Here is a 26639-nt window from a genome sequence, read left to right as displayed (position 1 = left end):
AATTCCATAGGTTAAGTTATAGCATCTTGAAAGTTTTCCAAGTGCTTTATTCTTTCAATATTTCCGAATAATAATCGTCCATTGAGCTGTTCTTTTTAAGTTTTGCAAAAGTATTCTTTATATTTTTAAAAACATCAGGAAGTAATGGATATTTAATAAAGTCTTAAGCCAAAAAAACCTCAAACTTTCATTTGAGGTTATAAGGTTAATTGTCTAAAACAATTTTATTTATTTCTGCTTCTGATTTCTCTTGCCAAAAGCGTATTTTTCAACAACATCGCTATAGTCATTGGCCCTACTCCTCCCGGAACCGGAGTTATGAAGGATGATTTCTTGCTTACGCCATCAAAATCAACGTCGCCGGTAATTACATATCCTTTAGGATGTGAAGCGTCTTCAACACGTGTAATACCAACGTCTATAACTACAACTCCATCTTTTACCATATCGGCTTTTAAATAATTTGGAACACCAAGAGCTGTGATGATGATATCAGCGTTTTTAGTATATTCTTCAATATTTTTGGTTCTGCTGTGAGTTAAAGTAACTGTCGAATCTCCCGGATACCCTTTACGGCTCATCAATATACTCATAGGTCTTCCCACAATGTGGCTGCGTCCAATAACTACGGTGTGCTTACCAGCAGTTTCTACTTTATATCTTTCTAACAATTCCATTATTCCAAATGGAGTTGCCGGCAAAAATGTTTCCATATCCAAAGCCATTTTTCCAAAATTGGCAGGATGAAAACCATCCACGTCTTTGTCTGGATCAATAGCCATCAGGATTTTTTGCTCGTCGATGTGTTTTGGCAACGGCAACTGAACGATATAACCGTCCAAATTATCGTCTTCGTTTAATTCTTTAATCTTCGCAAGCAATGCATCTTCGGAAATATCGGCTGGTAAACTAACCAAGGTAGATTCGAAGCCAATTTGCTCACAAGAGCGCACTTTACTTCCCACATAAGTTAAACTTGCTCCATCAGTCCCCACAATTACTGCTGCCAAATGTGGTACTTTTTCCCCATTGTCTTTCATTGTTTTTACTGTAGCGGCGATTTCATTTTTAATATCTTCCGATGTTTTTTTTCCGTCGAGTAGTTGCATAAAAACTGTTTGTTGTTTGTTGTTTATGGTTTGCTGATTATAGTTCAGTATTCTAAAATCTGATTATCTCATTCCCGGCATTCCACCTGGCATACCGCCTTTCATTCCGCCCATCATTTTCATTAGGTTTTTCCCACCAGGGCCCTGCATCATCTTCATCATTTTGCTCATTTGCTCAAACTGTTTCATCAATTGATTCACTTGTTCCACTTTTGTTCCGGAACCTTTGGCAATTCTAGCTTTTCTTTTCACATCGATTATCGCAGGCTTGCTTCTTTCAATTGGCGTCATCGAATGAATAATTGCTTCAATATGTTTGAATGCATCGTCTTCGATTTCGATATCTTTCATCGCTTTGGAAGCGCCTGGTATCATTCCTACCAAGTCTTTCATATTACCCATTTTCTTCACTTGTTGAATTTGGGATAAGAAATCATCAAAACCAAATTCATTTTTAGCAATTTTCTTTTGGATTTTTCTAGCTTCGTCTTCGTCATATTGCTCTTGAGCTCTTTCTACCAAAGACACGACATCCCCCATACCTAGGATACGCTCTGCCATACGATTTGGATAGAAAACATCAATCGCATCCATTTTCTCGCCAGTACCCACAAACTTAATTGGTTTGTTTACTACTGATTTAATCGAAATAGCTGCTCCACCACGAGTATCCCCGTCTAATTTGGTCAAAATAACCCCATCAAAATTTAAGATATCGTTGAATGCTTTTGCAGTATTTACGGCATCCTGACCTGTCATGGCATCCACAACAAATAAAGTTTCTTGTGGCTGAATGGCTTTATGTACTTTGGCAATTTCATCCATCATTTCTTTATCAACAGCCAAACGACCTGCTGTATCGACAATCACGACATTGAATCCGTTGGCTTTGGCGTGCTTAATCGCATTTTGTGCAATCTCAACAGGATTTTTATTTTCAGGTTCTGAGTAAACCTCAACCCCTATTGAATCTCCAACAACATATAATTGCTGAATTGCCGCTGGACGATAAATATCACAGGCAACCAAAAGCGGTTTTTTATTCTTTTTTGTTTGAAGATAATTGGCCAATTTACCAGAAAAAGTAGTTTTTCCAGATCCTTGTAACCCTGACATTAATATTATTGATGGATTCCCGGAAAGATTAATTCCTGCAACATCCCCGCCCATCAATTCTGTAAGCTCATCTTTGACTAACTTTACCAATAATTGTCCCGGCTGTAATGTCGTTAATACATCCTGACCTATTGCTTTTTCTTTTACTTTGGTAGTAAAATCTTTGGCAATTTTAAAGTTGACATCGGCATCGAGTAAAGCACGACGAACTTCTTTCAAAGTTTCGGCTACGTTTACTTCAGTGATTTTTCCGTGTCCTTTTAATATATGAAAGGCTTTGTCTAATTTATCGCTTAAATTATCGAACATAATTGTATTTCTCTTTAATTAAGGCGCAAATTTAATGATTTGATATTGAAGTTTAAATAGTATTAGAAATAAAAAATCAATTGTTTTTTAAATAAGATTAAAAATAACAAAAAGAGACTGAATAAATCCAGCCTCCTTTTCCAAAAACAATAAAAACTAACTAACTCATGACATTCTTAATCTCCTTATTATTTTAAGATGGCGTATTGAAATTTAGGAAATCCTCTTTCCCCAGTTTCGCTTGCACCACCTGTGAATTTTAATTTATAAACATTTCCTGCTGGATCTTTAACTACAAAGAAACGATCTGTCTTTAAAACAAATTGAGAAACTGGCGTGCCATTTACAGTAACACTGGTACTTCTCCAGTTTGAACCAATATTTCTTTGATCTGCAGTAAACTTAGCAGTATCTACACTTGCTAAAGTAAAATTATCATAAGTAACAGCATCAGTTACAAGAACCTGATATGCTTTTGCACCGCCTTTAAGATTGCTTAAAACAAAATCCGGATAGAAATATGGAGTAATCGGACCAGCTAAATTAGTAAAAGCGGTAAAACTTATATCCCATTGTGCTTTTACCGGTTCTACAGTAACAGTCTTTTTATCTAACAAACTGAAGAAAGTAAAATTATACGCTGCATTTTTAGAAACAGTAACTTCGCTGTGAGTTGTTGCATCAATATCTGCATATTGAATTTTGTAATCGTTTCCGCTTTTTAAGATTCTAACTTTTTTCCATCCTCTACTGGCTCCTCCAACTGCTCCTTCTTTACCCAATACTGGGTTTGTTGATGCAACAGCATTTCCTAAATAAATCAAGTAAACTTTATTATCAGAATCTGTTGTTGAAATTTCAGCAATAGCAGTTGTTTTTGTAAAATCTCCTGTTGGATCATCTATTTGGGAAGCAATTCCGCTACCCTGAGAAATAATCATAGTCTCGTCAACTACTTGAACTTCATCAATATTTGTAGTTTCTATTTTTTTAGCAGCCATATTAATTGTACTATTCAGCACTACTCTAAATTCAGAACCACTATAAAAACCTAAGTCCCAAGAACTTCTTAACGCTTTTGTCATTTTAGCACTGCTCAAATCAACAAAAACCTGATTTGGCTGTAAAGCACCTCCAACTTCGGGAGCTAAAGCAGTTCCTAAAGAAGCCGTCTCATTAAAACTTACTTGAATCGAGTTGTTTGCAGCGATTGTAGTATTCGCAGTAGCCCCAGTAATCGTAAAAACAACATTTTTCACTTCACCTTCGATTGCCTCTTTTAGTTTAGTAAAAGTAAAAATTACTGAAGTGGCATCTTTTGCAAAAGGAACTGTAATTGTTTTTGATGCAGCCGCTGGAGAAGTAGTAAAATCTGTACCATAAACGACATTTGTTTCTGTAAACGATATTGTTAATGAACCAGCAGCTGCAGCTGGCTTATCAAATTTCACTTCGATAGGAGTAGTTGCTGCACTTAAATTTAATGAAGCTGCAGTAAGAGCAACTGAACTGATAACTGGTGCATCGTCGTCATTATTACAAGCTGTAAAAGCCAGTAAAACAAAAGAAAGGATTAAAATAAAATTGTTTTTCATGGGTATTTATATATTAATTAAAATTAAGGTTATACGTGAGTTTAAGAAAATAAGAGCGTCCATAGCCCAGTAATAGATCTGAACCGCCAGAAGAGTGAGCCCCGCCAGTTCCACCGTTTTGAATGAGCTGTACGCTTTGAATGTCAAACAAGTTTCTAGCTCCAGCGGTCACTTCCAATTGATTTTTAAAAAATGATTTCCTAACCGAAGCATCCATCCAGCTGTATGGGTCTATCTTGTTTAAATAAAATTTAGCTTTACCGTTCTCGTCAGTTCCCGCAACGAATTGCTGTTGCTGACCGTTGTATTTATAATAAAGAGCGAACAAAGTATTCCATTTAGGTATGTTATAGGAAACACTGGAATTTAGCTGTAAAGAGTATAGATATTTATTGTCTGAAGTAATATTCAAGGCTGCTAAATCCAATTTTTGAGAAATTCCAACTAAGGCTGCTCCTACTTTTACATTCCAGTTTTTATAGGTATATTGTTCTGTCGTCGAAATATTCCACATTTTATATTTATTAATGTTTACATATTTATAACTCATGCTTGGCGTCACTTGAGTAAGCACCATATCAATTCGATCATCGACATCCAAAAATGTAAGAGCAATATTATTAGCAATTTGGCCACCTGAATTTAAAAGACAATCCCTTTTAAAACTCATTTCGTATGAAGTGCTGTTTTCTGGAACCAATTCTGGATTTCCTTGTATATTGTGATTTGTATCTACAAAATAAGTGTAGAGTTCATCAAAATTTGGCGTGCGGTAAGACTTGCCTATCGAAGCCCTAGTTTCTAATCCTTTCTTAAAAATATAGCGCAATCCTAAAGAACTTGCATATTGATTATCAAAAGCGGATTGAAACGAATATCTAATCCCTGGACGCACAGAAAATTTATCCGACAGATTAATTTCGGCAACGGTAAAAATATCATAGTTGTCTAATTCCTTGTCAACGTTTTTAAGCTGTTGAAGGCCGTCAAAAAAAAGTCCGGCTGTAGCATTATAATACCCTTTCTCATTTGTAATCTCATAACCCAATTGAAAATCTACTTTTTTAGTATCAAAGAAATTACTCAAAGTTCCAGTAGAATACAAAACCTCTTTGGATTGGTATGTTTCCCGAGTTTCATTAGATTCTGCCTTGGTCTCCAATTGATAATTAAACTTTTCCAAATCGCGCTGTTGCTTTTGATAGGAAAGCGAAACATTATAATTTAATTCAGAAAACAATTTTCCGCTAGAATTCAAATGATTATAAAAACGATTGGTAATAAAGCGTTTGTCTTTAGCATAATAGGTTTCAGGAAAAGGGTAATTATCCTGCGGATTTAGTATTAGATTGTAATAATCAACATTCTCTCCGTAGTAATCAAATTTGTAAAAAAACTTGAAGTTATTTTTTTGATATCCTATTAAAGCATTACCAACAAACTGTTCTTTTGGAAGCCAGCTGTATCCTCTCAACCCATCATTTACATTATAATCTTTTCCTTTTTTATCATCAAAAAAACCGGCAAAATCATTGTGATTTACTCCTACATTCACAAACCAGTTCTCATTAAACTTATGCGCCGCTTTTAATGATTGAATGTGACGTCCTTTATCAAAAAATGCATATTCGTCACCTACTGTTTCTTCTTGAACTGCAGCACTAATTTCCCATTTTTTAGAAACTGTTTTTTTAGTAATTATATTTAAAACCCCACTCACCGCATTGGCTCCGTGAGTAACACCCATTGAACCCTCGATAATTTCAATTCGCTCTACATCATCCAGATTTATTTGTGTCAAATCCACATTAGTACCCATTCCGGTATCACTGACCAAAGGAATATTATCTATCAAAATTTTAAAATACTGCGAATCCAGCCCGAACATTGAAACCGTTGAACGACCGTCGCTTCCGCTGTTTTGAATTGTAATATTCAAATACTGATTTAATACATCTGATAAATTATTGGCTGCTAATTGTTTGATATCCTCTTTTGAAATAACGCGAACATTGAAAACTGATTTTTTTATTGACTGGAGCCCCAATTGTCCCGTAACAACTACCTCCGAAAGTTTATTAGCAGCAATAGTATCTTTCGTTTGTGAGAAAGAAATCTGACAGAAAAGAAAGGCAATAAAAAGAGTAATTTTGGATTTCATTATTTTTATTTAGTCTTAATAGTGACGCAAATATATATCTTATTTTTATTTATTCTAAATAAATTTAATACATTTGTCGAAACTTTTTTAATAATAAAAACCTAATTATGATTACAAAAAAAATTTATCTATCTGTATTAATGATAATTACATGCCTTACTGGATTTAGTCAGGATGCAAAAAAAGAAGACATCAAAGCTATCAAGTCGATGTGTGGCTGTTATGAAGTGAAATTCAATTTTACTGAAACATTTGAATATCCTAAAGACTCAGCCACTTATAAACCATCTGCAACAAAACACGAATCGGGTTTGGAATGGATAGAATTAGTAGAAGATAAGCCTAGCAAAATAGTATTGCAGCATTTATTGATTGTTGGGACTGGCGAAAATGACATCGTTAAACACTGGAGACAAGACTGGCTGTATGAAAACACCGATCTGTATTCTTTTTACAAAGATCAAATCTGGAAATTCAGCAAATTGCCAGCCAAGAATGTAAAAGGACAATGGACACAAAAAGTTTTTCAGGTAGATGACAGTCCTAGATATGAAGGCTCTTCAACTTGGGCGCACATTGATGGAAAAACCTATTGGCTGAACACCGCCGATGCTCCTTTGCCAAGAAGAGAACACACTAAAAGAAACGATTACAACGTTTTGAAAAGAAGAAACATTCATGAAATTAACGCAACTGGCTGGAATCATGAACAAGATAACCAAAAACTGCTAAGAGATGAAAGCGGAAAAGACACTTTATTAGCTGAAGAAAAAGGACTGGATATTTATACCAAAGTTGATGACAGCAAATGTCTACTGGCTCAAAACTGGTGGAAAAATAATAAAGAACTTTGGGAAAAAGTAAGAAGCAAATGGGAAAAAGTATATGGAAGCGATAAAGATTTAGCGCTGCAGAATAAAGTAAATAAGAAATCGCTTTTCTCTGTTTTATTCGATTTAAAACCAACAGCAAACCAAGCGGAAGTTGACACTATCATTGATTCATTTGTAATCAAGCAATAAACATTTACAATTATGTGCAATCTAAAAGTATTAAACAGAACTTCCAATGGCATCCTATTATACTGCCAGCATAGAGATATGTATCAATTGCTGTTTAACAATTTGACCTTTGATTTGAGCAGTATAGAAATGACCAGCTTTTCTAATTATTTGGATCAAATAGACGCTGATTATTGGGAAACCGAATACAAACACTCTATTTATGAGAAGAAAATTCCAATTCCGACTTTACAGTCTAACTTTATCATTTTGCTAAACAGAAAAGAACTGGAGGAGTTGCGCTTTCTGGTAGACTGCATTAGTCATTACAAGATTCTAAAACCTGTTGAGATTAATTACCAGATAATTTCAAATTAATTTCTTTTAGAAATAACACGTAAAAAAATCCGAACCACAGCTCGGATTTTTTTTATTTCAATCTTTTGTGCCCAACATCCGCACAAAATGATTTCCATTTCAACCAGAGTCAAAAGGAGGTATTTTGCTTTTTTACTATTATCCAGAAGAAGGCAAAAGCAAAGTATAAATATACATTTTGAAGCATCCCATTTACAATTTTTAATACCTTTTTTCAAGTCACTAAATTGCTTATTTAATCAGATTTTACGCTTTTAGCATTAATTCTATTCAAACGTTTTCGTTTGTTTAATAGTTTATGAAAAGATTGCTCTTAAATTAATCTATTAATGTTAAAATATTAATAATAGTTTGTTTTATAATTAATATAAAAAGATTTTATTATCGTATCAATAAAAAAATACTTGTTTTTTTACAAATTTGACAATTAATTATTTTGCAGTTTAAAAAACAAATGTTACATTTACACTATTAGAAAGCAACTTAAATTTTTTAAATAAAACAATATAAAAAACACAAAATCATGAGAACAATTATCACCTTCGCTTTATGCTTAAGTTTATTTTCTGCTTCATATTCACAAGACAAAAAAACAGAAGCTGTAAAAATTGAAGAATTACCAGAAGTAGTAGTTTCACAAATTAAAAAAGATTTTGCAAAATACATTCCGGATAATAATGCTGATGCAGTTGTCAGAATTACTCAAAACGAATTCCTTTTATATAAAGTGGATGATGAATGCGGTAATTTCGACAAGTATTTAGTGACTTTAGAAAGCAGAAAAGGTTCCTTAGTGGCAACTTACAACGAAAAAGGAGTATTAATCGGTGTTTCAGAAAAATATGAAAATGTAGAATTGCCAAGAGAAGTTATCAATTCAGTTTATCTTTCATATCCTGAGTGGATCATTACAAAAAGTAAGTTTGAATATTCACAAGAAAAAGGGCAAGTATTGAAAAAAGCATACCTTTTAAAACTTAAAAAAGATAATAAAACCCAAAAACTATTAGTTAGCTCAAAAGGCGAGATCATCAAAACAACCAAAGCATTAGTAATGAAATAAAAATTGAAGTGAAATTGCAAAAAAAAGCATCCTAAATTTAGGATGCTTTTTCATTTATTAAAAAAATTACATTCTCTCTGGTACATTTATTCCCAATAAACTAAAGGAATCAGCAATAACATCTGCCACTTTTTTGGACAATTGCACTCTGAATATTTTCTTATCCAAATCGGTTTCTCCAAGTATTGAAACGGCTTGGTAAAAAGAGTTGTATTCACGTACCAAATCATACGTATAATTAGCAATTAAAGCCGGGCTGTGATTGTTGGCCGCATTCTGAATTACCTCTGGGAACAATTCAAGCTGCTTCACCAATTCTTTTTCTTTTTCGTGAAGCTCAACAATTCCTGCATTGGATGCAAAATCAAAATCGGCTTTGCGGATAATTGATTGAATTCTAGCATACGTATATTGAATGAAAGGACCTGTATTTCCAGCAAAATCAACAGATTCTTCTGGATTAAACAGGATTCGTTTTTTTGGATCCACTTTTAGAATATAATATTTAAGTGCTCCAAGACCTATTGTATTGTATAATTTTGCTTTTTCTTCTGCCGAATAAGAATCCAATTTACCTAAATCTTCAGAAATTTTTTGGGCTGTATCGGTCATTTCCTGCATCAAATCATCAGCATCAACAACTGTTCCTTCACGGCTTTTCATTTTCCCAGAAGGTAAATCTACCATTCCGTAAGATAAATGGAAAAGATTAGAAGCCCAGTCAAATCCTAATTTTTTCAAAATCAAAAACAAAACTTTGAAGTGATAATCTTGCTCGTTACCAACGGTATAAACCATTCCACCAACATCTGGCATATCTTTTACACGCTGAATTGCAGTACCTATATCCTGTGTCATGTAAACCGCAGTTCCATCCGAACGCAATACGATTTTACGATCCAAGCCTTCATCAGTCAAATCAATCCAAACCGAACCATCAGGATCTTTTTCAAAAATTCCTTTTTCTAAACCAATTTGAACCACATCTTTCCCTAACAAATAAGTATTACTTTCGTAATAAAAACTGTCAAAGTTTACGCCTAAATTTTTATAACTAATAGCAAAACCATCATAAACCCATTGGTTCATGGTTTTCCAAAGTTCAATTACTTCAGGTTTACCATTCTCCCAATCCAAAAGCATTTGTTGCGCTTCTAGGATTATTGGTGCCTGTTTTTTGGCTTCTTCTTCGGTTTTTCCTTCTGAAATTAATTGGTTAATTTCTTCTTTATATGCTTTATCAAAAGCAACATAATAGTTACCAACCAATTTATCGCCTTTCAATCCCGTAGATTCTGGAGTTTCTCCGTTTCCAAATTTTTGCCAAGCCAGCATTGACTTACAAATATGGATTCCTCTATCGTTAATGATTTGCGTTTTATATACTTTTTTACCTGAAGCTTTAATAATTTCAGCAACAGAATATCCCAATAAATTATTACGAACATGTCCTAAGTGCAAAGGCTTATTGGTATTTGGCGAAGAATATTCTACCATCACCGCCTTATCATTTGCCGAAGGCGTTACAAATCCGAACTTCTCTACACTCTTGATTCCATTGAAGAAATTCAAATAATAACTGTCAGCAATCACAATATTCAAAAATCCGGAAACTACATTAAAACGGGCTACTTCCGAAACATTTTCAACCAAATAGTTGCCAATTTTATTTCCTAATTCAACAGGATTGCTTTTTACCAATTTTAATAATGGAAAAATTACCATTGTAATATCGCCTTCAAACTCTTTTCGGGTAGCTTGAAACTCTATTTTATCAATGGTAACATCAAACAAAGTTTGAATAGCTTTTTCAATAGATGGGGTAAGAATATTGGATAATGACATTTTGTGCTTGATTTTTTTAAGTGTGCAAATATAAGGCTTATTCGTCAAATATAGAAAGTGAAAAATTACATTCTGTTTCTCATTGTTTATTTAAAAAACAATACCGCATTCCTCCAATAAAAATATTACTCTCTGTCAAAAATAAATTCACATTCACTACCATCTTAAAAAACAAAAAAACATTTTGAGATACGCAAAACTCAGCATTTAGATGAAAAAAAATGCAAATACAAACAGCTAAAAATCAAAGTTTCACAAAGCGTTTTTAAAAAATAATCATTTTTTTTACCGAGATCGTGTTACAAAATGAAGATAAATCAGTCTTATTTGCAATCATCAATCAAACAATCAAAATAATTAATCAAAAACAAATTATGAAAATTAAACTATTAGTGTTTTTTCTATTGAGCTTTATAGGAATCACAAAAGCAGAAAATCCTGGAGTTCTTTCGGGTAAAGTAACAAACAAATCGACAAACCAGCCAGTACAGTATGCTTCAATTGTAATAAAAGATGGAGCAAAAGTAATAACCGGCATTGTTGCAGACGAAAATGGCTCTTTTTCGATAAAAAACTTAGAGTTAAAAAAGTTCACCTTAGAAGTAGAATTCATCGGTTACAAAAAATATTCCACCACTATTGAATTGAGTTCCGCAAAAAAGAATTCCGCTATTGAAATCCATTTGGAAGAAGAAGCTACAGAACTTCAATCGGTTGATATTGTAAAAGAACATTCGTTAATCGAACAAAAAACAGATCGAAAAGTAATTAACGTCGGGAAAGATTTATTGAGTGCCGGAGCTACTGCCTCCGAAATACTGAATAACATTCCTTCGGTAAGTGTCGATCCGCAAACGAATGCAGTGAGCCTTAGAGGAAATTCGAATGTAAGAGTTTTTGTGGACGGAAAACCATCTACAGTTAGTGCTTCTCAATTATTACAGCAGATTCCGGCAACATCGATCAAACAAATTGAATTAATAACCAACCCATCAGCGAAATACAATCCAGAGGGAATGAGCGGCATTATCAATATTGTATTGAACAAAAACGCTAAAATCGGTTTTAACGGAAGCGTAAACAGCGGTGTAACTTTTGGAGAAACACCAAAAACCAATTCCTCTTTTGATATGAATTACCGTAACGGAAAATTCAACTTGTATGGTAATTATGGCTTAACTACTGGAAAACATCACAATTACGGACAAGTACAAACACTCGAACCAGACGATAATGGTACTCAGGATTTTGATTTCACAAACAATGGCACTTCACATTTAGCCAAAGTAGGTTTTGACTTTTACCTGAATGACACCAATACTATTTCTGTTTACACTACCCAGAACATTAATAAAGACAAGGGAAATTCAGTCGTGAACGTTGATGTTCCGCTAATCCACCAGACAGTCGACAGCAAAAACGATAATTACACGCAAACCTATAATTTTGACTACAAGAAAAATTTCAAGAAAGAAGGTCATGTCCTTGAATTTGAGGGGAATTATAGCAACAATGATAATGACGAATACAGTGTTTACAACAATCCAAAAATAAATGATGTCACGAACAAAGGCGAAAATGTTTTGCTCAATTTAGATTACACCAATCCTTTGACCGAAACTATCAAACTGGAAACGGGATTAGAAACCCGAATTGAAAACACCAAGAATAATTTTGATGAAAATGGTGCCTATAATTCTAATTTCAATTACGAAAGACGTATTTATTCTGCCTACGCCACCATCTCTAAACAATGGAAAAAATGGAATGGACAGGTGGGAGCCCGCTTTGAAAAATACACTGCCGATGCATTATTCAAAAAAGTGAATGAAGCCGATGGTACTTTTAATGATAATTTGTTCACGGTTTATCCTTCCGGTTTTTTAACCTATACGCCAAGTGACAATGATTCGTTCAATTTCAGTGTTTCAAAACGTGTGGACAGACCAAGCATCGAACAAGTGAACCCTATCAGAGAGTGGAGTACGCCTCTCATTGACTCAGAAGGTAATCCTGAATTGACTCCTCAATTCACCAATTCGGTTGAATTGAATTACACCCGAAAAACCAAAATCGGTTCAATAACATCGGGAGTTTTTTACCGTCAGATTAATGACGAAATCACCAGAACTCTTACTGAAAATCCGAATGATTCCGACAGACAAATTTTATCGTATGCCAATTTAGGTGACAATAATGCTTATGGTGTTGAGCTTTCGGGAAATTTAGATTTTACAAAATGGTACACTGCCAACATTAGTTTTGATATGTATAACAAAAAAACCAAAGGTTACGTAGGAACAGATTATGTGGAAGTAGATGTTACTACTTTCAACTCCCGCATCAGCAATACTTTCAAAGCATCAAAAAATCTGCGTTTCCAATTAACGGGAATGTACCGTGGCGAAGACCTTGGACTGCAGTTCCTTAGAAAACCAATGTGGAGAATCGATGCAGGTTCCAGCCTTACTGTTCTCAAAGGAAGCGGTACCATAACTGCAAGAGTAAGCGATTTGTTTGACAGCATGCATTTTGCATTCGATTCCACAAAACCCAAAGTACAAACCGGAGAATTCCATTGGGAAAGCCAGACTGCCTATGTAGGATTCAATTACCGTTTTGGAACAGGAAAAAACAAAGCAATTCAAAGAAAAGAAAGAGATAAAAATGAAACCCAAGGAAGCGGCGGATTTTAAAGATTAGTTTTAATAATTAGGTTACAAAAGAAGAAACCCCAGAGAATGCCAACTCTGGGGTTTCTTTATATCAAATAATAATAAAATTAAAAGTAAGTTTTTGCTTTTAATATTTATTGAGCTATTACAAAATCAATTACCATTTTATAATCGCGCTTGCCCAAGTGAATCCACTTCCAAAAGCGGCCAAAACTACTGTATCTCCAGATTTTATTTTTCCTTGTTCCCAAGCTTCGGTTAAGGCAATTGGAATAGAAGCTGCCGTTGTGTTTCCATACTTTTGGATATTATTATGCACTTGATTGTCATTCAATCCGAATTTCTTTTGAATAAACTGTGAAATTCTCAAATTGGCTTGATGCGGAATCAGCATATCAATATCCGAAACCTGCAGATTATTGGCTTCCAAACCTTCATTTATGACCTCGGCAAAACGAACCACCGCATTTTTAAATACAAATTGTCCATTCATATAAGGAAAATAACTTTCATCGTCTGGATTATTGTCTGCCAAAATATCTGTTACCCAACGGCCTCCCATACCTGGAGCTGTAACAACCAATTCTTCGGCATGAATCCCTTCAGAATGCAAATGAGTTGATAAAATTCCTTTAGACAAATCTTCTTCCCTGCTTAAAACAGCGGCTCCTGCCCCATCTCCAAAAATCACCGAAACACCGCGTCCTCGGGTAGTCATATCCAATCCTGTTGATTGAACTTCGGAACCTATCACCAGAATATTTTTATACATTCCAGTCTTAATATACTGATCGGCAACAGAAAGAGCATAAACAAAACCCGAACACTGATTACGTACATCTAATGCTCCAACAGTTCTTAAACCTAAATCACGCTGTACCAAAACACCCGGACCTGGAAAATAATAATCAGGACTTAACGTTGCAAAAACGACAAAATCAATATCCTCCGCGGCAACACCCGAACGTTCCATAGCGATTTTAGCAGCTTTAACTCCCATTGAAGTAGTGGTATCTTCGCCTCGAATGATATGCCTTCTTTCCTGAATTCCTGTTCTTTCTTGAATCCATTCATCGTTGGTATCAATGATTTTTGACAAATCATCGTTGGTCACTACATTATCTGGGACATAATACCCCAATCCTGTTATTTTTGAATGGTACATACTTTTATCGTTTTATTAAAATCAAGGTGACAAATTTAAATATCTTTTAAAATATTCGATTACAAATTACAGTTTTTTTAGCAATAACCAATTCTTTTTTTCAGAAGCTATTTTCAGTATTTCCTATAAGTAATTAACATCAAAATACTAAAAAAAGCTATTTTTGTTTAATATGTAACAAAACTGGTTTGCTTCGACATATCCTTAATTACTAATCAAAATATTTTTATTTATGAAATTAAGAATTTCCCTATTTACATTTCTATGTATAGGCTTCTCTTCATTGGCTCAAGAAAATCTAAACTATCAAAAACCATCCAAATCAATATTAGATTTAGCAGACTACGAAAGAGCGCCATCGGTTTCTTTAGACACCAAAAAGGAATACATGCTATTGAGCTATAGAGCCACATATAAAACGCTGGACGATTTAAATCAGGATGAAATGCGCTTGGGAGGTCTAAGAATTAACCCAATAACAAATATTTCGAGTACTGTAACTTACATCAACAATATAAAACTGAGAAAAGTTGCTGACAAAAACGAAATACAGGTTATAGGGTTGCCTGTAAATCCCAAAATAAGCAATGTCCTTTGGTCGCCAAACGATAAAAAAATACTATTTTCAAACACCATTGCTACAGGAGTAGAAATGTGGGTCTTGGATGTTGCCTCCGCAAAAGCAACAAAATTAACCGAGGCAACACTAAATGCTAATCTGGGAACTCCATTTAGCTGGTTCGACAATGAAACTGTTTTAGTAAAAATGCTGCCTAAAAACAGAGCCGCATTATTAGATTCCAAAAAAGATTTGCCAACTGGACCGATTATCTCTAACTCGGCCGGAACAAAATCACAGAACAGGACGTATCCTGATATGCTGAAAAACCAAAATGACGAGATCAATTTCGAAAACATCATTACGTCTGAGCTATACAAAATTACTCTGGACGGAAAAGCAGTTTTATTCAAATCAGCAGACATGTTTGCCGGAGAAAGAATTTCGCCAGATGGAAATTATGTAATGACAACCACTATTCAAAAACCATTCTCCTATATTGTCCCTATAAACCGTTTTCCTTCAAAAACGGTTGTTTATGACAAAAATGGTCTTGAAATAAAAACAGTGAATGAAGTCCCGCTGAATGAAATTATACCAAAAGGTTTCATGGCGGTGCGCAAAGGAAAAAGAGAAATGAGCTGGAGAAATGACAAGCCTGCCACATTATATTATGCAGTAGCTTTGGACGAAGGAGATCCAGCAAACAAAGTCGATTTTAGAGACGAAATCTTTTTATGGAATGCTCCTTTTACGGCAAACCCAATTTCAATAACAAAAACGCCACAACGTATTAGTGATATTATTTGGGGAAATGAAACAGTTGCCATTGTCTCAGATATATGGTATGACACTCGAAATACCAAAACCTATTTGATCAATCCGTCCGATCCAAATCAAAAACCTAAAGTAATTACAGACAGAAATTCACAAGACATATATTCGGATCCAGGGAATTTTGAAACCAAAAAAAATCAGTACAATAAAAATGTACTGGCGATAGAAAACAATAATGCATACCGCATAGGCGATGGATTTACCAAAGACGGGCAGTTTCCTTTTATAGATGAATTCAATCTGAAAACTTTGCAGTCCAAGCGTCTTTACACTTCTCTTTACAAAGACAAAAAAGAAGATTTGCTGGAAATTGAAGATTTTAAAACTGGAAAAGTATTGGTTCAGATTCAATCCAAAAATGAATATCCAAACTATTATTTTAGAAACATCAAACAAAAAAACAGCCTGACTCCTATTACAGCTTTTGTAAGTCCATTTGAGAGTATTAAAAATGTGAGCAAAGAAGTTATTAAATACAAACGAAAAGACGGAGTTGAATTATCCGGAACACTTTACTTACCGGAAGGTTATGACAAAGTCAAAAAAGAAAAACTGCCTTTATTGATTTGGGCCTATCCAGCCGAATTTAAAGACAAAAGCAGTGCAGGGCAAAGCAGTCAGAATCCAAATGAATTTACTTTCCCGTATTATGGCTCATTTGTATATTGGGTAACCAAAGGATATGTTGTTCTTGATGATGCTTCTTTTCCAATTATTGGTGAAGGAACTACAGAACCGAATGATAATTTCATCACGCAATTAGTAGATGATGCAGAAGCCGCAATAAATGCCGTGGATGCTTTAGGATATATCAACACCAAAAAAGTCGCTGTTGGCGGACATTCCTACGGCGCCTTTATGACAGCTAATTTATTAACTCATTCCAATCTTTTTGCCTGCGGTATCGCCAGAAGCGGTGCTTATAACAGAACCTTAACTCCTTTTGGTTTTCAAAGCGAACAGCGCAATTACTGGGAAGTTCCTGCGGTGTACAATACAATGTCGCCTTTTATGAATGCCGATAAAATGAAAACACCATTACTTTTGGTTCATGGCGAAGCCGATAATAATCCGGGTACTTTTACTTTACAGACTGAACGTTATTTCCAAGCGTTAAAAGGATTAGGTGCGCCAGTGCGAATGGTGATACTGCCTAAAGAAGCACACAGTTATGTTGCCAAAGAAAACATTCTGCACTTATTATGGGAACAAGATCAATTCTTAGAAAAATATTTGAAAAACTAAAACAGTAAAATTTAACAAAAAAAAGAGGCAGTTTTCACTGTCTCTTTTTAATTTAAGCCGCTTTGTAATCAGCTTTTTTTATGTTTTTAAAAGTCTAAATAATCCTCAATCCTACTTCCTGATTGAATTCTAAAGCAGTTTCATGTTCAAAGAAAATAACTCTTCGGTCGAAAACTGCTTTTATTAAAAACCGGCTTCCTTTAAAAAAAGATTCTTTTACTATTGCTTTTATAGAGCCGTTGGAGTCAAGTTTTAACTGATGCGGATACAATAAAACAATATCATCTTCTCCTTCAATTGGCATTAACTGAGATAATTTCAATTCATTCACTTCTCCAAAAAGTGAGGCAACATATTTATTCAAAGGGTATTTATAAACATCGGCTGAAGGTCCTTTTTCCATAATTCTTCCCTGATACAAAATAATGGTCTCGTCCGAGAAAGAAAGCGCATCAACACTATCGTGGGTTGCAATGAAACAAGTGATTTCTTTTTTCTTTAAATAAGAAAAAAGGTTTCTGCGGAGTGCATTTTTTCTAAAATTATCAATATGGCTGAAAGGTTCGTCTAACAGCAATACTTCTGGTTCCAAGGCCAAAACTCTGGCCAGAGCCACACGCTGCTGCTGTCCGCCGCTTAATAATTTGGCTTTTACATTGGCAAATTCGGTCATTTCAACCATTTCCAGTAATTCTTGAATACGCAGTTTTTTTAATGGTAAAAAACCATTGGAAAGAAACTTGCCTACATTTTCAGATACGGTTTCATAGGGCATCAAATCAAAATCCTGTGCCAGATATTTCATAAAAGGCATTCCCGGGATCAGATTATATTTAGGCCCGCGAATCTCAGTTTCATTATACAAAATCCGTCCATGATTTAAATCATACATTCCATAAAGCAGTTTTAAAAGCGTACTTTTTCCACAGCCGCTCTCGCCAAGAATTGATATATTTTGTCCTTTGGCAACAGTGAAGTCAACATTCTGAATAATGATTTTTTCGGTATAGCCGAATGAAATATTTTGAACTTGAAGCATTCTATACTATTAAAATTTTAGGATAACAAAGATAGTTTCTTTAGCAAAAAAATTATACTGATAATTCATTTATATCGAAAAAAAAACTGCTTTACAATAAAGCAGTTTTTTAAAACATAATTGAGACTTAAGCTCTATTGTTGTTTTTTGGCATCTTCAACCATTTTATTATTTGCTGTAATTGCAAATTCTACACGACGGTTTTGACTTTGTCCTTCTTTTGTATCATTAGATGCAATTGGATCTGCAATTCCAAAACCAGATGTTTTAAAACGGCTGGCGACTAACCCCTTTGATATCAAATATGTTTTTACCGATTCGGCTCTTTTTTGTGAAAGAGTTAAATTATAATCAGCTTTTCCTGTAGAATCTGTATAACCAAATATTTCAATATTAGTATCTGCATACGAATTAAATACTGGAATCAATTTATCCAAATTAGCTTTAGCCTGAGAGGTTAAAGTCGCCTTATTTAGATCAAAACGAACTGCATTTTCATTCAAAACCAAATGAATTCCTTCTCCAACTCTTTCAACATCAGCCCCAGGCAATGCTTGATCTATTTCGCGGGCTTGCTTATCCATTTTGTTTCCAATTAATGCTCCAGTACCACCACCAACAGCAGCACCAATTGCAGCTCCTAAGGCAGCGTTTCCGCCTTTCCCTAAATTGTTTCCAAGAACAGCTCCAATAATTCCTCCTGCAACAGCACCTATTCCCGCACCTTTTTGAGTATTATTGGCATTTTTTACAGAATCACATCCTGTAAAAAGTATACTCAGCATAAATAACCCACTCAATCCTATAATTGCAATTTTTCTCATCTTTTTCGTATTTGTGTATTAATTAACTTTTTGAAATAAATAAACAACATCTGTTGGTTTACTTCCTACATTTATTTTATCGACCAATTCAAATGAAGTTTCCGATTGATTTCTTACCCCTAGAACAAAACCTGTTTTTACTTTTTTAGATTTCAATCCTTCGTCTAATATCTTTAAAACAAACTGTCCCTCTTTATTGATATACCAAGTAATTGCCGAAGTAAATCCAGTACAGTTTGGACTGTTTAAAGTCAAATTCCCTTTATTATTGTTCGAAATAAAATGCCAAGTGCTTCCTATCAAACATTTTGAATCAGCAAGATTAAAAGAATTTACTTTAATATAATCAGATCCTGGATAGCTAACGCTTACAATTTGCCAATCTCCTTTTATTCCAACTTGAGAAGCCCTATCTAATTTTGTCATTGGAGCATTAGAAACTGGTTCTGGCGTTGTAGGTGTTGTAGATCCAGACTTACAGGCAAAGACCAACATGGTCATAGTACATATTAAAAGAATTTTTCTCATTTTTTCTCGATTTAAAATTAATTTAGCTACAAAGGTACGTATGAATTTCGTTCAAAATTATTTTTTTATTTATATAATTTCCTTACGACAAGTAGCTGCAATGTGGTATTTGTGTAACAAATTGGGTTCTATTTGAAAGACAATTTGCATCATAAATCGCATAATATAAAAGATTGACAATGTTTTTTTTTAAAAGAATTTTGAAATGTCTGCTCCTTAAAAAAATTTACATATTTAAAACAATTATAATACTCATCTGGTGCTCGTTTGCAAAAATGCAAAATACTTCCCCTTAGTTCAGATTGCAGTGAAAATCCTTTTTGTGTTGGGGTTCGGCACAAAAGATTGTAACGGAAAGCGGGACCATATTGCCTAAAAAGCCTAATCTTTCTGCTCCAAAATAAATTAGATCGAACTTTGGTTCATACAATTCACTTACGACAATTTGTCACTTTTATAGTATTTGGTATTCTATTTGAAAGTTACTTTTCCGATTGTAAAACCATTAATAATATAAAAAAATATGACAACAGGTAAAATTAATGTTTCGGTTGAGAACATCTTTCCCTTAATCAAGAAATTCTTATACAGTGATCACGAAATTTTCTTGCGTGAATTAATTTCTAACGGAACCGATGCAACTTTAAAATTAAAACATCTAACCAGTATTGGAGAAGCCAATGTTGAATATGGTACGCCAATTATTGAAGTTAAAATTGACAAAGAAGGCAAAAAACTCCACATCATTGACCAAGGATTGGGAATGACTGCTGATGAAGTAGAAAAGTACATCAATCAGGTTGCTTTTTCTGGTGCTGAAGAATTCTTGGATAAATACAAAGATTCTGCTAAAGATTCGGGTATTATTGGTCACTTTGGACTTGGTTTTTATTCCGCTTTTATGGTTGCCGAAAAAGTGGAAATCATCACCAAATCATACAAAGACGAACCAGCTGCACACTGGACATGTGACGGAAGCCCAGAATTCACATTGGAACCGACTGACAAAACGACTAGAGGTACTGAAATCATTTTGCACATTGCCGAAGATTCTCTTGAGTTCTTGGAAGAATTTAAAATCTCTGGCTTATTGAGCAAATACAATAAGTTTATGCCTATTCCAATTAAATTTGGAACAAAATCTCAAACGCTTCCAAAGCCAGAAGACGCTCCAGAAGATTACAAAGCAGAAACAGTTGAAGTTGACAATATCGTCAACAATCCAAACCCAGCTTGGACCAAACAGCCAACAGATTTATCGGATGCTGATTACAAAGATTTCTACCGCGAAGTGTATCCAATGCAGTTTGAAGAACCATTGTTTCATATTCATTTGAATGTAGATTATCCTTTTAATTTAACTGGTATTTTGTATTTCCCTAAATTGGGTTCTGACTTGCAAATTCAGAAAGACAAAATTCAATTGTACCAAAACCAAGTATATGTAACGGATAATGTAGAAGGAATTGTCCCTGAATTCTTGATGATGCTTCGCGGTGTTGTGGATTCGCCAGATATTCCTTTGAATGTTTCCCGTTCAGGATTGCAGGCTGATGGTGCGGTTAAGAAAATCTCTAACTACATCACTCGTAAAGTTGCTGATAAACTGAAATCTTTATTCAACGAAAACAGAGCAGATTTCGAACAAAAATGGAATGACATTAAAATCGTTCTGGAATACGGAATGCTTTCTGAAGATAAATTCTATGAAAAAGCAGGAGCTTTTGTATTATACCCAACAGTTGATAATACTTACTTTACTCTTGAAGAATTAAAAGAGAAAATAAAAGAAAAACAAACTGATAAAGACGGAAAACTGGTTGTTTTATATGCAGGAAATAAAGAAGCACAGCATTCTTATATCGAAATTGCAAAAGAAAAAGGATACGAAGTATTGCTTTTAGACTCACCGATTATCTCGCATTTAATTCAAAAAATTGAAGGCGATAACAGCGGATTGCATTTTGTGCGTGTGGATTCTGACCATATTGATAATTTAATCAAAAAAGAAGAATCTGCTATTTCTAAATTATCTGATGAAGAAAAAGAAAGCCTGAAAACCGTTCTTGAAACTATTGTTCCAAAACAAACTTACACAGTACAGCTTGAAGCTTTAGACAGCGAAGCTGCTCCATTCATTATCACGCAGCCAGAATTTATGCGTAGAATGAAAGAAATGAGTCAAACAGGCGGTGGCGGAATGTTTGGAATGGGCAATATGCCGGAAATGTACAATTTGGTTGTAAATACAAACTCCGATTTGGCTACCAGCATCCTAAATAATAATGACAAATCTGCTCAAGAAAACTTGGTAAAACAAGCATTAGATTTGGCCAAATTGTCTCAAAACTTATTAAAAGGAGAAGCATTAACCGCTTTTGTAAAAAGAAGTTTTGAATTGATAAAATAATTCCAAGAGTATTACTCACAAATTAGTACTGAAGACTAATGACCCTGCAAATCTAACTTTGCAGGGTTTTTTATTTTCTAATTGGTCCAATCTTTCAAAAGGAAATTAAAAACTAACAGTCATAATGTTGAAAAATAGACCCTTATACCTATTTCATATTACTTTTTTGATTAATTTTAAGAATTACAAAATGGATTTGATTTGTTTTTTTTCTGAAATACGCACCATTCCCTTTGTTTTAAAAATAAGCTTGCAGAATAATTTTATTACTAATTGAAATAGTCCCTAATTTAAAATTAAGTAATATGGAAAATAACGAACTCAAAAGCCAAAATCAAACAGAATTAGAGAAAGAAAAAAACACAATAAAAGAAGCTGAAACCACAATCTTGCTTACATTATATATGGGCATTTTTTTAGGAATGGTTCCTGTAATTGGTTTTCCTATCACCATTCCGGAAATGGGAGGCAAGATTCTTTTTATTGGAATAATCCTCGGAATAGCAGCTTTTGTAAGTTCTTTTTTCATGGGAACACTTTTTGGAATGCCCAAGCGAAACAATGAAAAAGAAAGCGTTTATTCCCTAAACAACAGTTTGGTCGAAATTTCCGATTGGTTAACCAAAATAATTGTTGGCCTTGGATTAGTCAATCTAAAAGAAATTCCAGGCTATCTGATTTCATTGGGAGAATACGTAAGAACATCTTCCAAATATGATGGCCAGCTGCTGAATATTTACAGTATAGGAATAGTAATCTATTTCGGTTTTTTAGGATTGTATATTGGATACAATTACATGAGGCTCGTTTTATCAAATAAATATAAATATGCCGACGATAATATGATTAGAAAGGAACTAGAAAAGGCAAATGAAAAAATTCATGAAGTAAAAGAAGCAATTCAAGAAAAGGAAATAAAAATTATCCAAAGCCAAAGTATAATTCAGGAAAAAGACCAATTGGCACAATCATTAATAACTAAGATTAATGAACCCTCAATATCAAGCACTGCTTTTGAAACCGTTGTCAAGGAAATAATTAATTCTGACGAAATAAAAAAAGACAATACAAACATAAAATCGGATGTAGATAAAATGATAGACGAAGCCAAACTAAAACTACATAAAGGCTTAATTCTAAATAATAGCGACCCTCAAAAAGGACAATGGAAATCCAAAGCAATTAACAATGAACGAGAATTAAAAGCAACTGTTACAGAGGAAACCAAAGGATTGTATCAAATTAACTTACAAGTCGTCTCTACAAACCCAAAAAACAATCCTCTCAAGAATGGAGAATATATATTATTTGCTCTGCATAATACCTTTGGTAATCCACCATTCAAACTAGTGAAAGTCGACAACCAATCTGCCGAACTCAATTTTTATAGTTACGGCTCATTTACCATAGGAGCTTTTGCTGATAATGGTTTAACTGAACTAGAACTTGATTTAGCCGAATTACCAAATGTTTCAAGTTATTTCAAAACTCATTAATGTGATTTTTCCATCATCATCTATTGAGTTATAATACTAACATAGTCGTGCTTACTTAAATTTACCAGATTTATAATTTAATACGCACAAATAAAAACTATCTTTAAAAATTTAACAATCATAATAATAATTAATTCCCATAAAATAATAAATTTGGCTACCCAAACAAAAAACTTAACCAAATTTAAATTTTATGAAAAACAGATCCTCATTATTATTTGCTTTTGCATTTACTTTCTTTTCATTTATTTCATGCACCAAGGAAGACTCTTTGGCAGCAACAGATAATAGTCCGGTTGTAGCCTCTGCCTCTATTGATTTAGTGAACGAACTGGATATTAAAACGGGAAATCAAATATCATTTGAAAAATTAACTGGAAAACAAACTGGCAAATCCTTAACAGCTTCATGCGCGACAGTAACTGTGGATCCTGTAACATCTGCTTTTCCTAAGACATTCTATATTGATTTTGGAACAGGCTGCACGACAAATGGCATTACAAGAAAAGGAAAATTAAAAGTTACTTTTTCAAATTATATTACTCAAACTGGAAGTATTATGACAATTGAAAGAGTAAACTACTATGTAAATGGAAACAAAGCGGAAGGGAAAATTGAGTACAAAAATACAACTGTAAGTGCAAACACCCCTCAATGGACAAGAACAGTTACCAATGGAATATTTACAGATACTAAGGGAGAAGTATATTTAAACTCAGGTACTCATACTATAAAACAAACAGCAGGAGTTTCAACACTCACTTTAGATGACAATACATACGAAATGACAGAAGGAACGCATTCTGTTAGCAAACAAAACGGAGCCAAAATCACTTTAACTGTTTTAGAAACATTAGTCAAAAATTATAATTGCGATTATGTATCGAAAGGAAAATTGAAAGTAGAAAGTGTTCTTTTAAATGGAACTATCGACTACGGTAATGGTGACTGTGACAAAGATGCAGCTTACACACAAAACGGAATAGTATTCCCTTTTACTATGTAAAATCACAGATAAAAAAATCTCCCGAGACTGTCCCAAAAAGGCAGTCTCTTTTTTTATATATGTTTCACCACAGAGAAAATCATATACCCTTAAAATCACTTTTTTTCGCAATCAATGACCAACAAACATCCATTTACCACAAAATTAAATTTCAAAAAAATTAGCAATTAAAATTTAAATATTAAATTTGTTAAATTAATTATCATTCTTTTTACAAAAGAATAATAATAAAATCAGCTCATTATGTACAAGTTAGATATAAATGATTATTACACCCCACTCTTTTTAAAATCTTCACTTTTTAAAATTATATTGGTTGCAATTGTTTTCAATGTACTTGCTTTTTTGAGCTTTAGGATAACCGTCTCCCCAGATAATCTCTCACCTATTTTCCCGGATGTGGGATTTGCACTTGCAGCAGTATTAATTATAGGACGAAAAGCTATAGCCGGAATTTGGATTGGTTCATTTATAGCAAATATGTTTTCCTTTTGGGATGTCTGCAAAATGCTGGACAAATCATTACTCGAAACTATACTTTCATCAGCATCTGTAGCTACAGGAGTAGCAATCGGAGTAACTGTTAGTGCTTACTTAATCAATTTAATCAACAAAGGCGAATATCCATTAAAAACAGGATCATCGGTTATATCCTTTTTAACAATTAGCACTTTATATTGCGGTATCTGTTCTTTGTTCTGCGTTTCAGCAATTTCGTTTTGGGGATTAAGTACTCCAAACCACTTTATTTCAAATTGGACAACTCTATGGAAAGGTGATTTAATCGGCACTATACTTATAACTCCTTTTCTAATGTCTTGGTTCTATCGTCATCACATAAAAATTATTTCGACATCACTTTTAGAAGCAATTTTATTAGGATTAGCAACAGTTTTGGTTTGTGTCCTAATTGCTTATGACCATCCAAATGATCAATATCTGTTCATCATAATATTATTATGGGCGACATTCCGTTTTAGAATTAGAGGAGTATCTATCTTAGCCTCTATGTTTGCCCTTTTATCATCAATATACGGATACCTCGGTTATGGTTCATTTGTAGTAGTCAATTCCGAAGATTCACTCATTAATATTAATCCTTTTTTTGGATTAACCACAGTTATTGCCTTAATATTGTCAGGATACTATTCTGATTATTTACATCATAAACCAGAAGTTTCAAAAATTTAAATTCACAAAACTTTCTAAATAGATTCTTTTTTTGGCATGCCCCAAGGGTCGGGCTGTGCATTATATTCCCGATTAACAAAAACTACGGCAAAAAAGCCTTATTTTTCTAAACCGGGAGATGCCATTTCCATCCCTCATGCAAATATGTTTTCAGAACAGCATTTTGGCTAATCTGAAAGTATTTAAACAAAAAAAACAGCCCAAAGAAGAGCTGTTATCTCAAAATCCTAACTTAACCAAAATGCAACCAATTAATTCACCGTTGCAATGTTTTTATTTTCCATCTTCAGATTGCCTTTATACACTTCAGCAACCGCTTTTCTGGACAATGTTGATTCCTCATTTGTAACCACAATCTCGTGGGTGACTTTCTTCAGATTGGTTTCCACTTCCAAGAAGTAAACTCCCTCCGGAAATTCCTCAAGGCTGTATGCTCTTGCAATTCCTTCTTTTCCTGTTGCGGTTTCATTATAAATCACATGATGAAACTGATCATAAATCGTTACATCAGCTTTTTGAATCTCATTTACCGAAAAACTGATTTCTTTTCCGTTTTCTTTTTTTACATGAAGCAAAAAATCACCGTTGATTGCGTACGTATTGATGCTCGTCAAAGCTATTAATACTACCAGACTTAATTTTAAAATCGTTTTCATGATACTGCCGTTTTAAATTAGTAATAATTTCTATTGCTAAAGTAACATCATAATTCCAACCAAAACACAACTGTTTTTTCTGATGCAGATGCTATTTTAACCTTACGAAAACGATGTATTACATATCCAGACAACACAGCATACAACTCAGGTAATTTAGAATAGTTTTTAAAATTACTTTTTTTAGAATCGGTTTAGAATCCCTCAGCTCATCGTAAGAAAGTGTACGGGTCATAGCGAGGTAAGAAACAATCTCAATTATTAAGTCATAACTTTCAGATATGATCCATTTCTTCTTCTTCACATTATCGAATCTTTTTTGCATAATCCCAACTTTTGCACCTGATCCCAAAAAAATCTTAATAGGTATAATTAAAAACAAAAAACTTCATTTAGCTTAGCCAAATGAAGTTTTTCCTTGTACTCAGAGC

At 33.9% G+C, this 26639-nt stretch carries 19 protein-coding genes; 9 read left to right on the top strand and 10 right to left on the bottom strand.

The window, feature by feature from the left end:
* Positions 1-224: 224 nt before the first annotated feature.
* The 4 genes from CLU83_RS21425 to CLU83_RS21410 all read right to left on the bottom strand — a co-directional run bounded on the left by CLU83_RS21425 (position 225) and on the right by CLU83_RS21410 (position 6290).
* Entirely contained in the window at positions 225-1109 is an 885-nt protein-coding gene (locus tag CLU83_RS21425; protein ID WP_100433462.1) for a bifunctional 5,10-methylenetetrahydrofolate dehydrogenase/5,10-methenyltetrahydrofolate cyclohydrolase, read from the bottom strand.
* 63 nt (positions 1110-1172) lie between these two features.
* Positions 1173-2534, bottom strand: a complete 1362-nt coding sequence (gene ffh / locus CLU83_RS21420) for a signal recognition particle protein (protein WP_100433461.1) — start codon at positions 2532-2534, stop codon at positions 1173-1175.
* A gap of 188 nt (positions 2535-2722) precedes the next feature.
* Positions 2723-4129 carry an HmuY family protein gene (locus CLU83_RS21415; protein WP_100433460.1) on the bottom strand — a complete coding sequence of 469 codons (1407 nt, stop codon included), beginning with the start codon at positions 4127-4129 and terminating at the stop codon, positions 2723-2725.
* 13 nt (positions 4130-4142) lie between these two features.
* Positions 4143-6290 (bottom strand): TonB-dependent siderophore receptor, encoded by a 2148-nt coding sequence (locus CLU83_RS21410; RefSeq protein WP_100433459.1) that lies wholly within the window; start codon positions 6288-6290, stop codon positions 4143-4145.
* A gap of 107 nt (positions 6291-6397) precedes the next feature.
* Between CLU83_RS21410 and CLU83_RS21405 the strand changes: the two genes are divergently transcribed.
* From CLU83_RS21405 to CLU83_RS21390, 3 genes are all read left to right on the top strand, one after another.
* Positions 6398-7312: a DUF6607 family protein gene (locus tag CLU83_RS21405; protein WP_100433458.1), complete on the top strand. Its 915-nt coding sequence runs from the start codon at positions 6398-6400 to the stop codon at positions 7310-7312.
* Positions 7313-7324: 12 nt separating this feature from the next.
* Entirely contained in the window at positions 7325-7669 is a 345-nt protein-coding gene (locus CLU83_RS21400; protein WP_232727213.1) for a DUF6686 family protein, read from the top strand.
* Positions 7670-8192: 523 nt separating this feature from the next.
* The gene (locus tag CLU83_RS21390) at positions 8193-8732 is read left to right on the top strand and encodes a hypothetical protein (protein WP_100433456.1); all 540 of its coding nucleotides are present in this window, start codon (positions 8193-8195) and stop codon (positions 8730-8732) included.
* A gap of 66 nt (positions 8733-8798) precedes the next feature.
* On the opposite strand, the gene argS is transcribed toward CLU83_RS21390, so the two are convergent.
* Positions 8799-10577 carry an arginine--tRNA ligase gene (gene argS / locus CLU83_RS21385; RefSeq protein WP_100433455.1) on the bottom strand — a complete coding sequence of 593 codons (1779 nt, stop codon included), beginning with the start codon at positions 10575-10577 and terminating at the stop codon, positions 8799-8801.
* Between the two features lie 374 nt (positions 10578-10951).
* On the opposite strand from argS, the gene CLU83_RS21380 reads away from it, so the two are divergent.
* The gene (locus CLU83_RS21380) at positions 10952-13273 is read left to right on the top strand and encodes a TonB-dependent receptor domain-containing protein (protein WP_100433823.1); all 2322 of its coding nucleotides are present in this window, start codon (positions 10952-10954) and stop codon (positions 13271-13273) included.
* Positions 13274-13409: 136 nt separating this feature from the next.
* On the opposite strand, the gene CLU83_RS21375 is transcribed toward CLU83_RS21380, so the two are convergent.
* Positions 13410-14417: a 3-oxoacyl-ACP synthase III family protein gene (locus tag CLU83_RS21375; protein ID WP_100433454.1), complete on the bottom strand. Its 1008-nt coding sequence runs from the start codon at positions 14415-14417 to the stop codon at positions 13410-13412.
* Positions 14418-14649: 232 nt separating this feature from the next.
* Here CLU83_RS21375 and CLU83_RS21370 point away from each other — a divergent pair, with 232 nt between their 5' ends.
* Positions 14650-17058, top strand: coding sequence for a S9 family peptidase (locus CLU83_RS21370; protein WP_100433453.1), 2409 nt, complete (start codon positions 14650-14652; stop codon positions 17056-17058).
* Between the two features lie 94 nt (positions 17059-17152).
* Here CLU83_RS21370 and CLU83_RS21365 read toward each other — a convergent pair whose 3' ends face one another.
* From CLU83_RS21365 to CLU83_RS21355, 3 genes are all read right to left on the bottom strand, one after another.
* Positions 17153-18097 carry an ABC transporter ATP-binding protein gene (locus tag CLU83_RS21365; RefSeq protein ID WP_100433452.1) on the bottom strand — a complete coding sequence of 315 codons (945 nt, stop codon included), beginning with the start codon at positions 18095-18097 and terminating at the stop codon, positions 17153-17155.
* Between the two features lie 134 nt (positions 18098-18231).
* On the bottom strand, positions 18232-18921 hold the full coding sequence (locus tag CLU83_RS21360; protein ID WP_100433451.1) for an OmpA family protein: 690 nt from the start codon (positions 18919-18921) through the stop codon (positions 18232-18234).
* A gap of 18 nt (positions 18922-18939) precedes the next feature.
* A complete protein-coding gene (locus CLU83_RS21355; RefSeq protein ID WP_100433450.1) occupies positions 18940-19449 on the bottom strand; it encodes a lipocalin family protein in 510 nt (169 codons plus the stop codon).
* A 523-nt stretch (positions 19450-19972) separates the two neighbouring features.
* Between CLU83_RS21355 and htpG the strand changes: the two genes are divergently transcribed.
* From htpG to CLU83_RS21335, 4 genes are all read left to right on the top strand, one after another.
* Positions 19973-21859: a molecular chaperone HtpG gene (gene htpG / locus CLU83_RS21350; protein WP_100433449.1), complete on the top strand. Its 1887-nt coding sequence runs from the start codon at positions 19973-19975 to the stop codon at positions 21857-21859.
* 305 nt (positions 21860-22164) lie between these two features.
* Positions 22165-23355, top strand: coding sequence for a pYEATS domain-containing protein (locus CLU83_RS21345; RefSeq protein WP_100433448.1), 1191 nt, complete (start codon positions 22165-22167; stop codon positions 23353-23355).
* Between the two features lie 193 nt (positions 23356-23548).
* Entirely contained in the window at positions 23549-24361 is an 813-nt protein-coding gene (locus CLU83_RS21340; protein WP_100433447.1) for a hypothetical protein, read from the top strand.
* Between the two features lie 243 nt (positions 24362-24604).
* Entirely contained in the window at positions 24605-25552 is a 948-nt protein-coding gene (locus CLU83_RS21335) for an MASE1 domain-containing protein (protein WP_100433446.1), read from the top strand.
* Between the two features lie 251 nt (positions 25553-25803).
* Here CLU83_RS21335 and CLU83_RS21330 read toward each other — a convergent pair whose 3' ends face one another.
* The gene (locus CLU83_RS21330) at positions 25804-26208 is read right to left on the bottom strand and encodes a secretion protein (RefSeq protein WP_100433000.1); all 405 of its coding nucleotides are present in this window, start codon (positions 26206-26208) and stop codon (positions 25804-25806) included.
* Positions 26209-26639 lie beyond the last annotated feature (431 nt).

It is taken from the genome of Flavobacterium sp. 1, assembly GCF_002797935.1.
Lineage (GTDB): Bacteria > Bacteroidota > Bacteroidia > Flavobacteriales > Flavobacteriaceae > Flavobacterium.
Note: the sequence above shows the minus strand (reverse complement) of the source record. Positions and strands in the feature narration are given on the sequence as shown.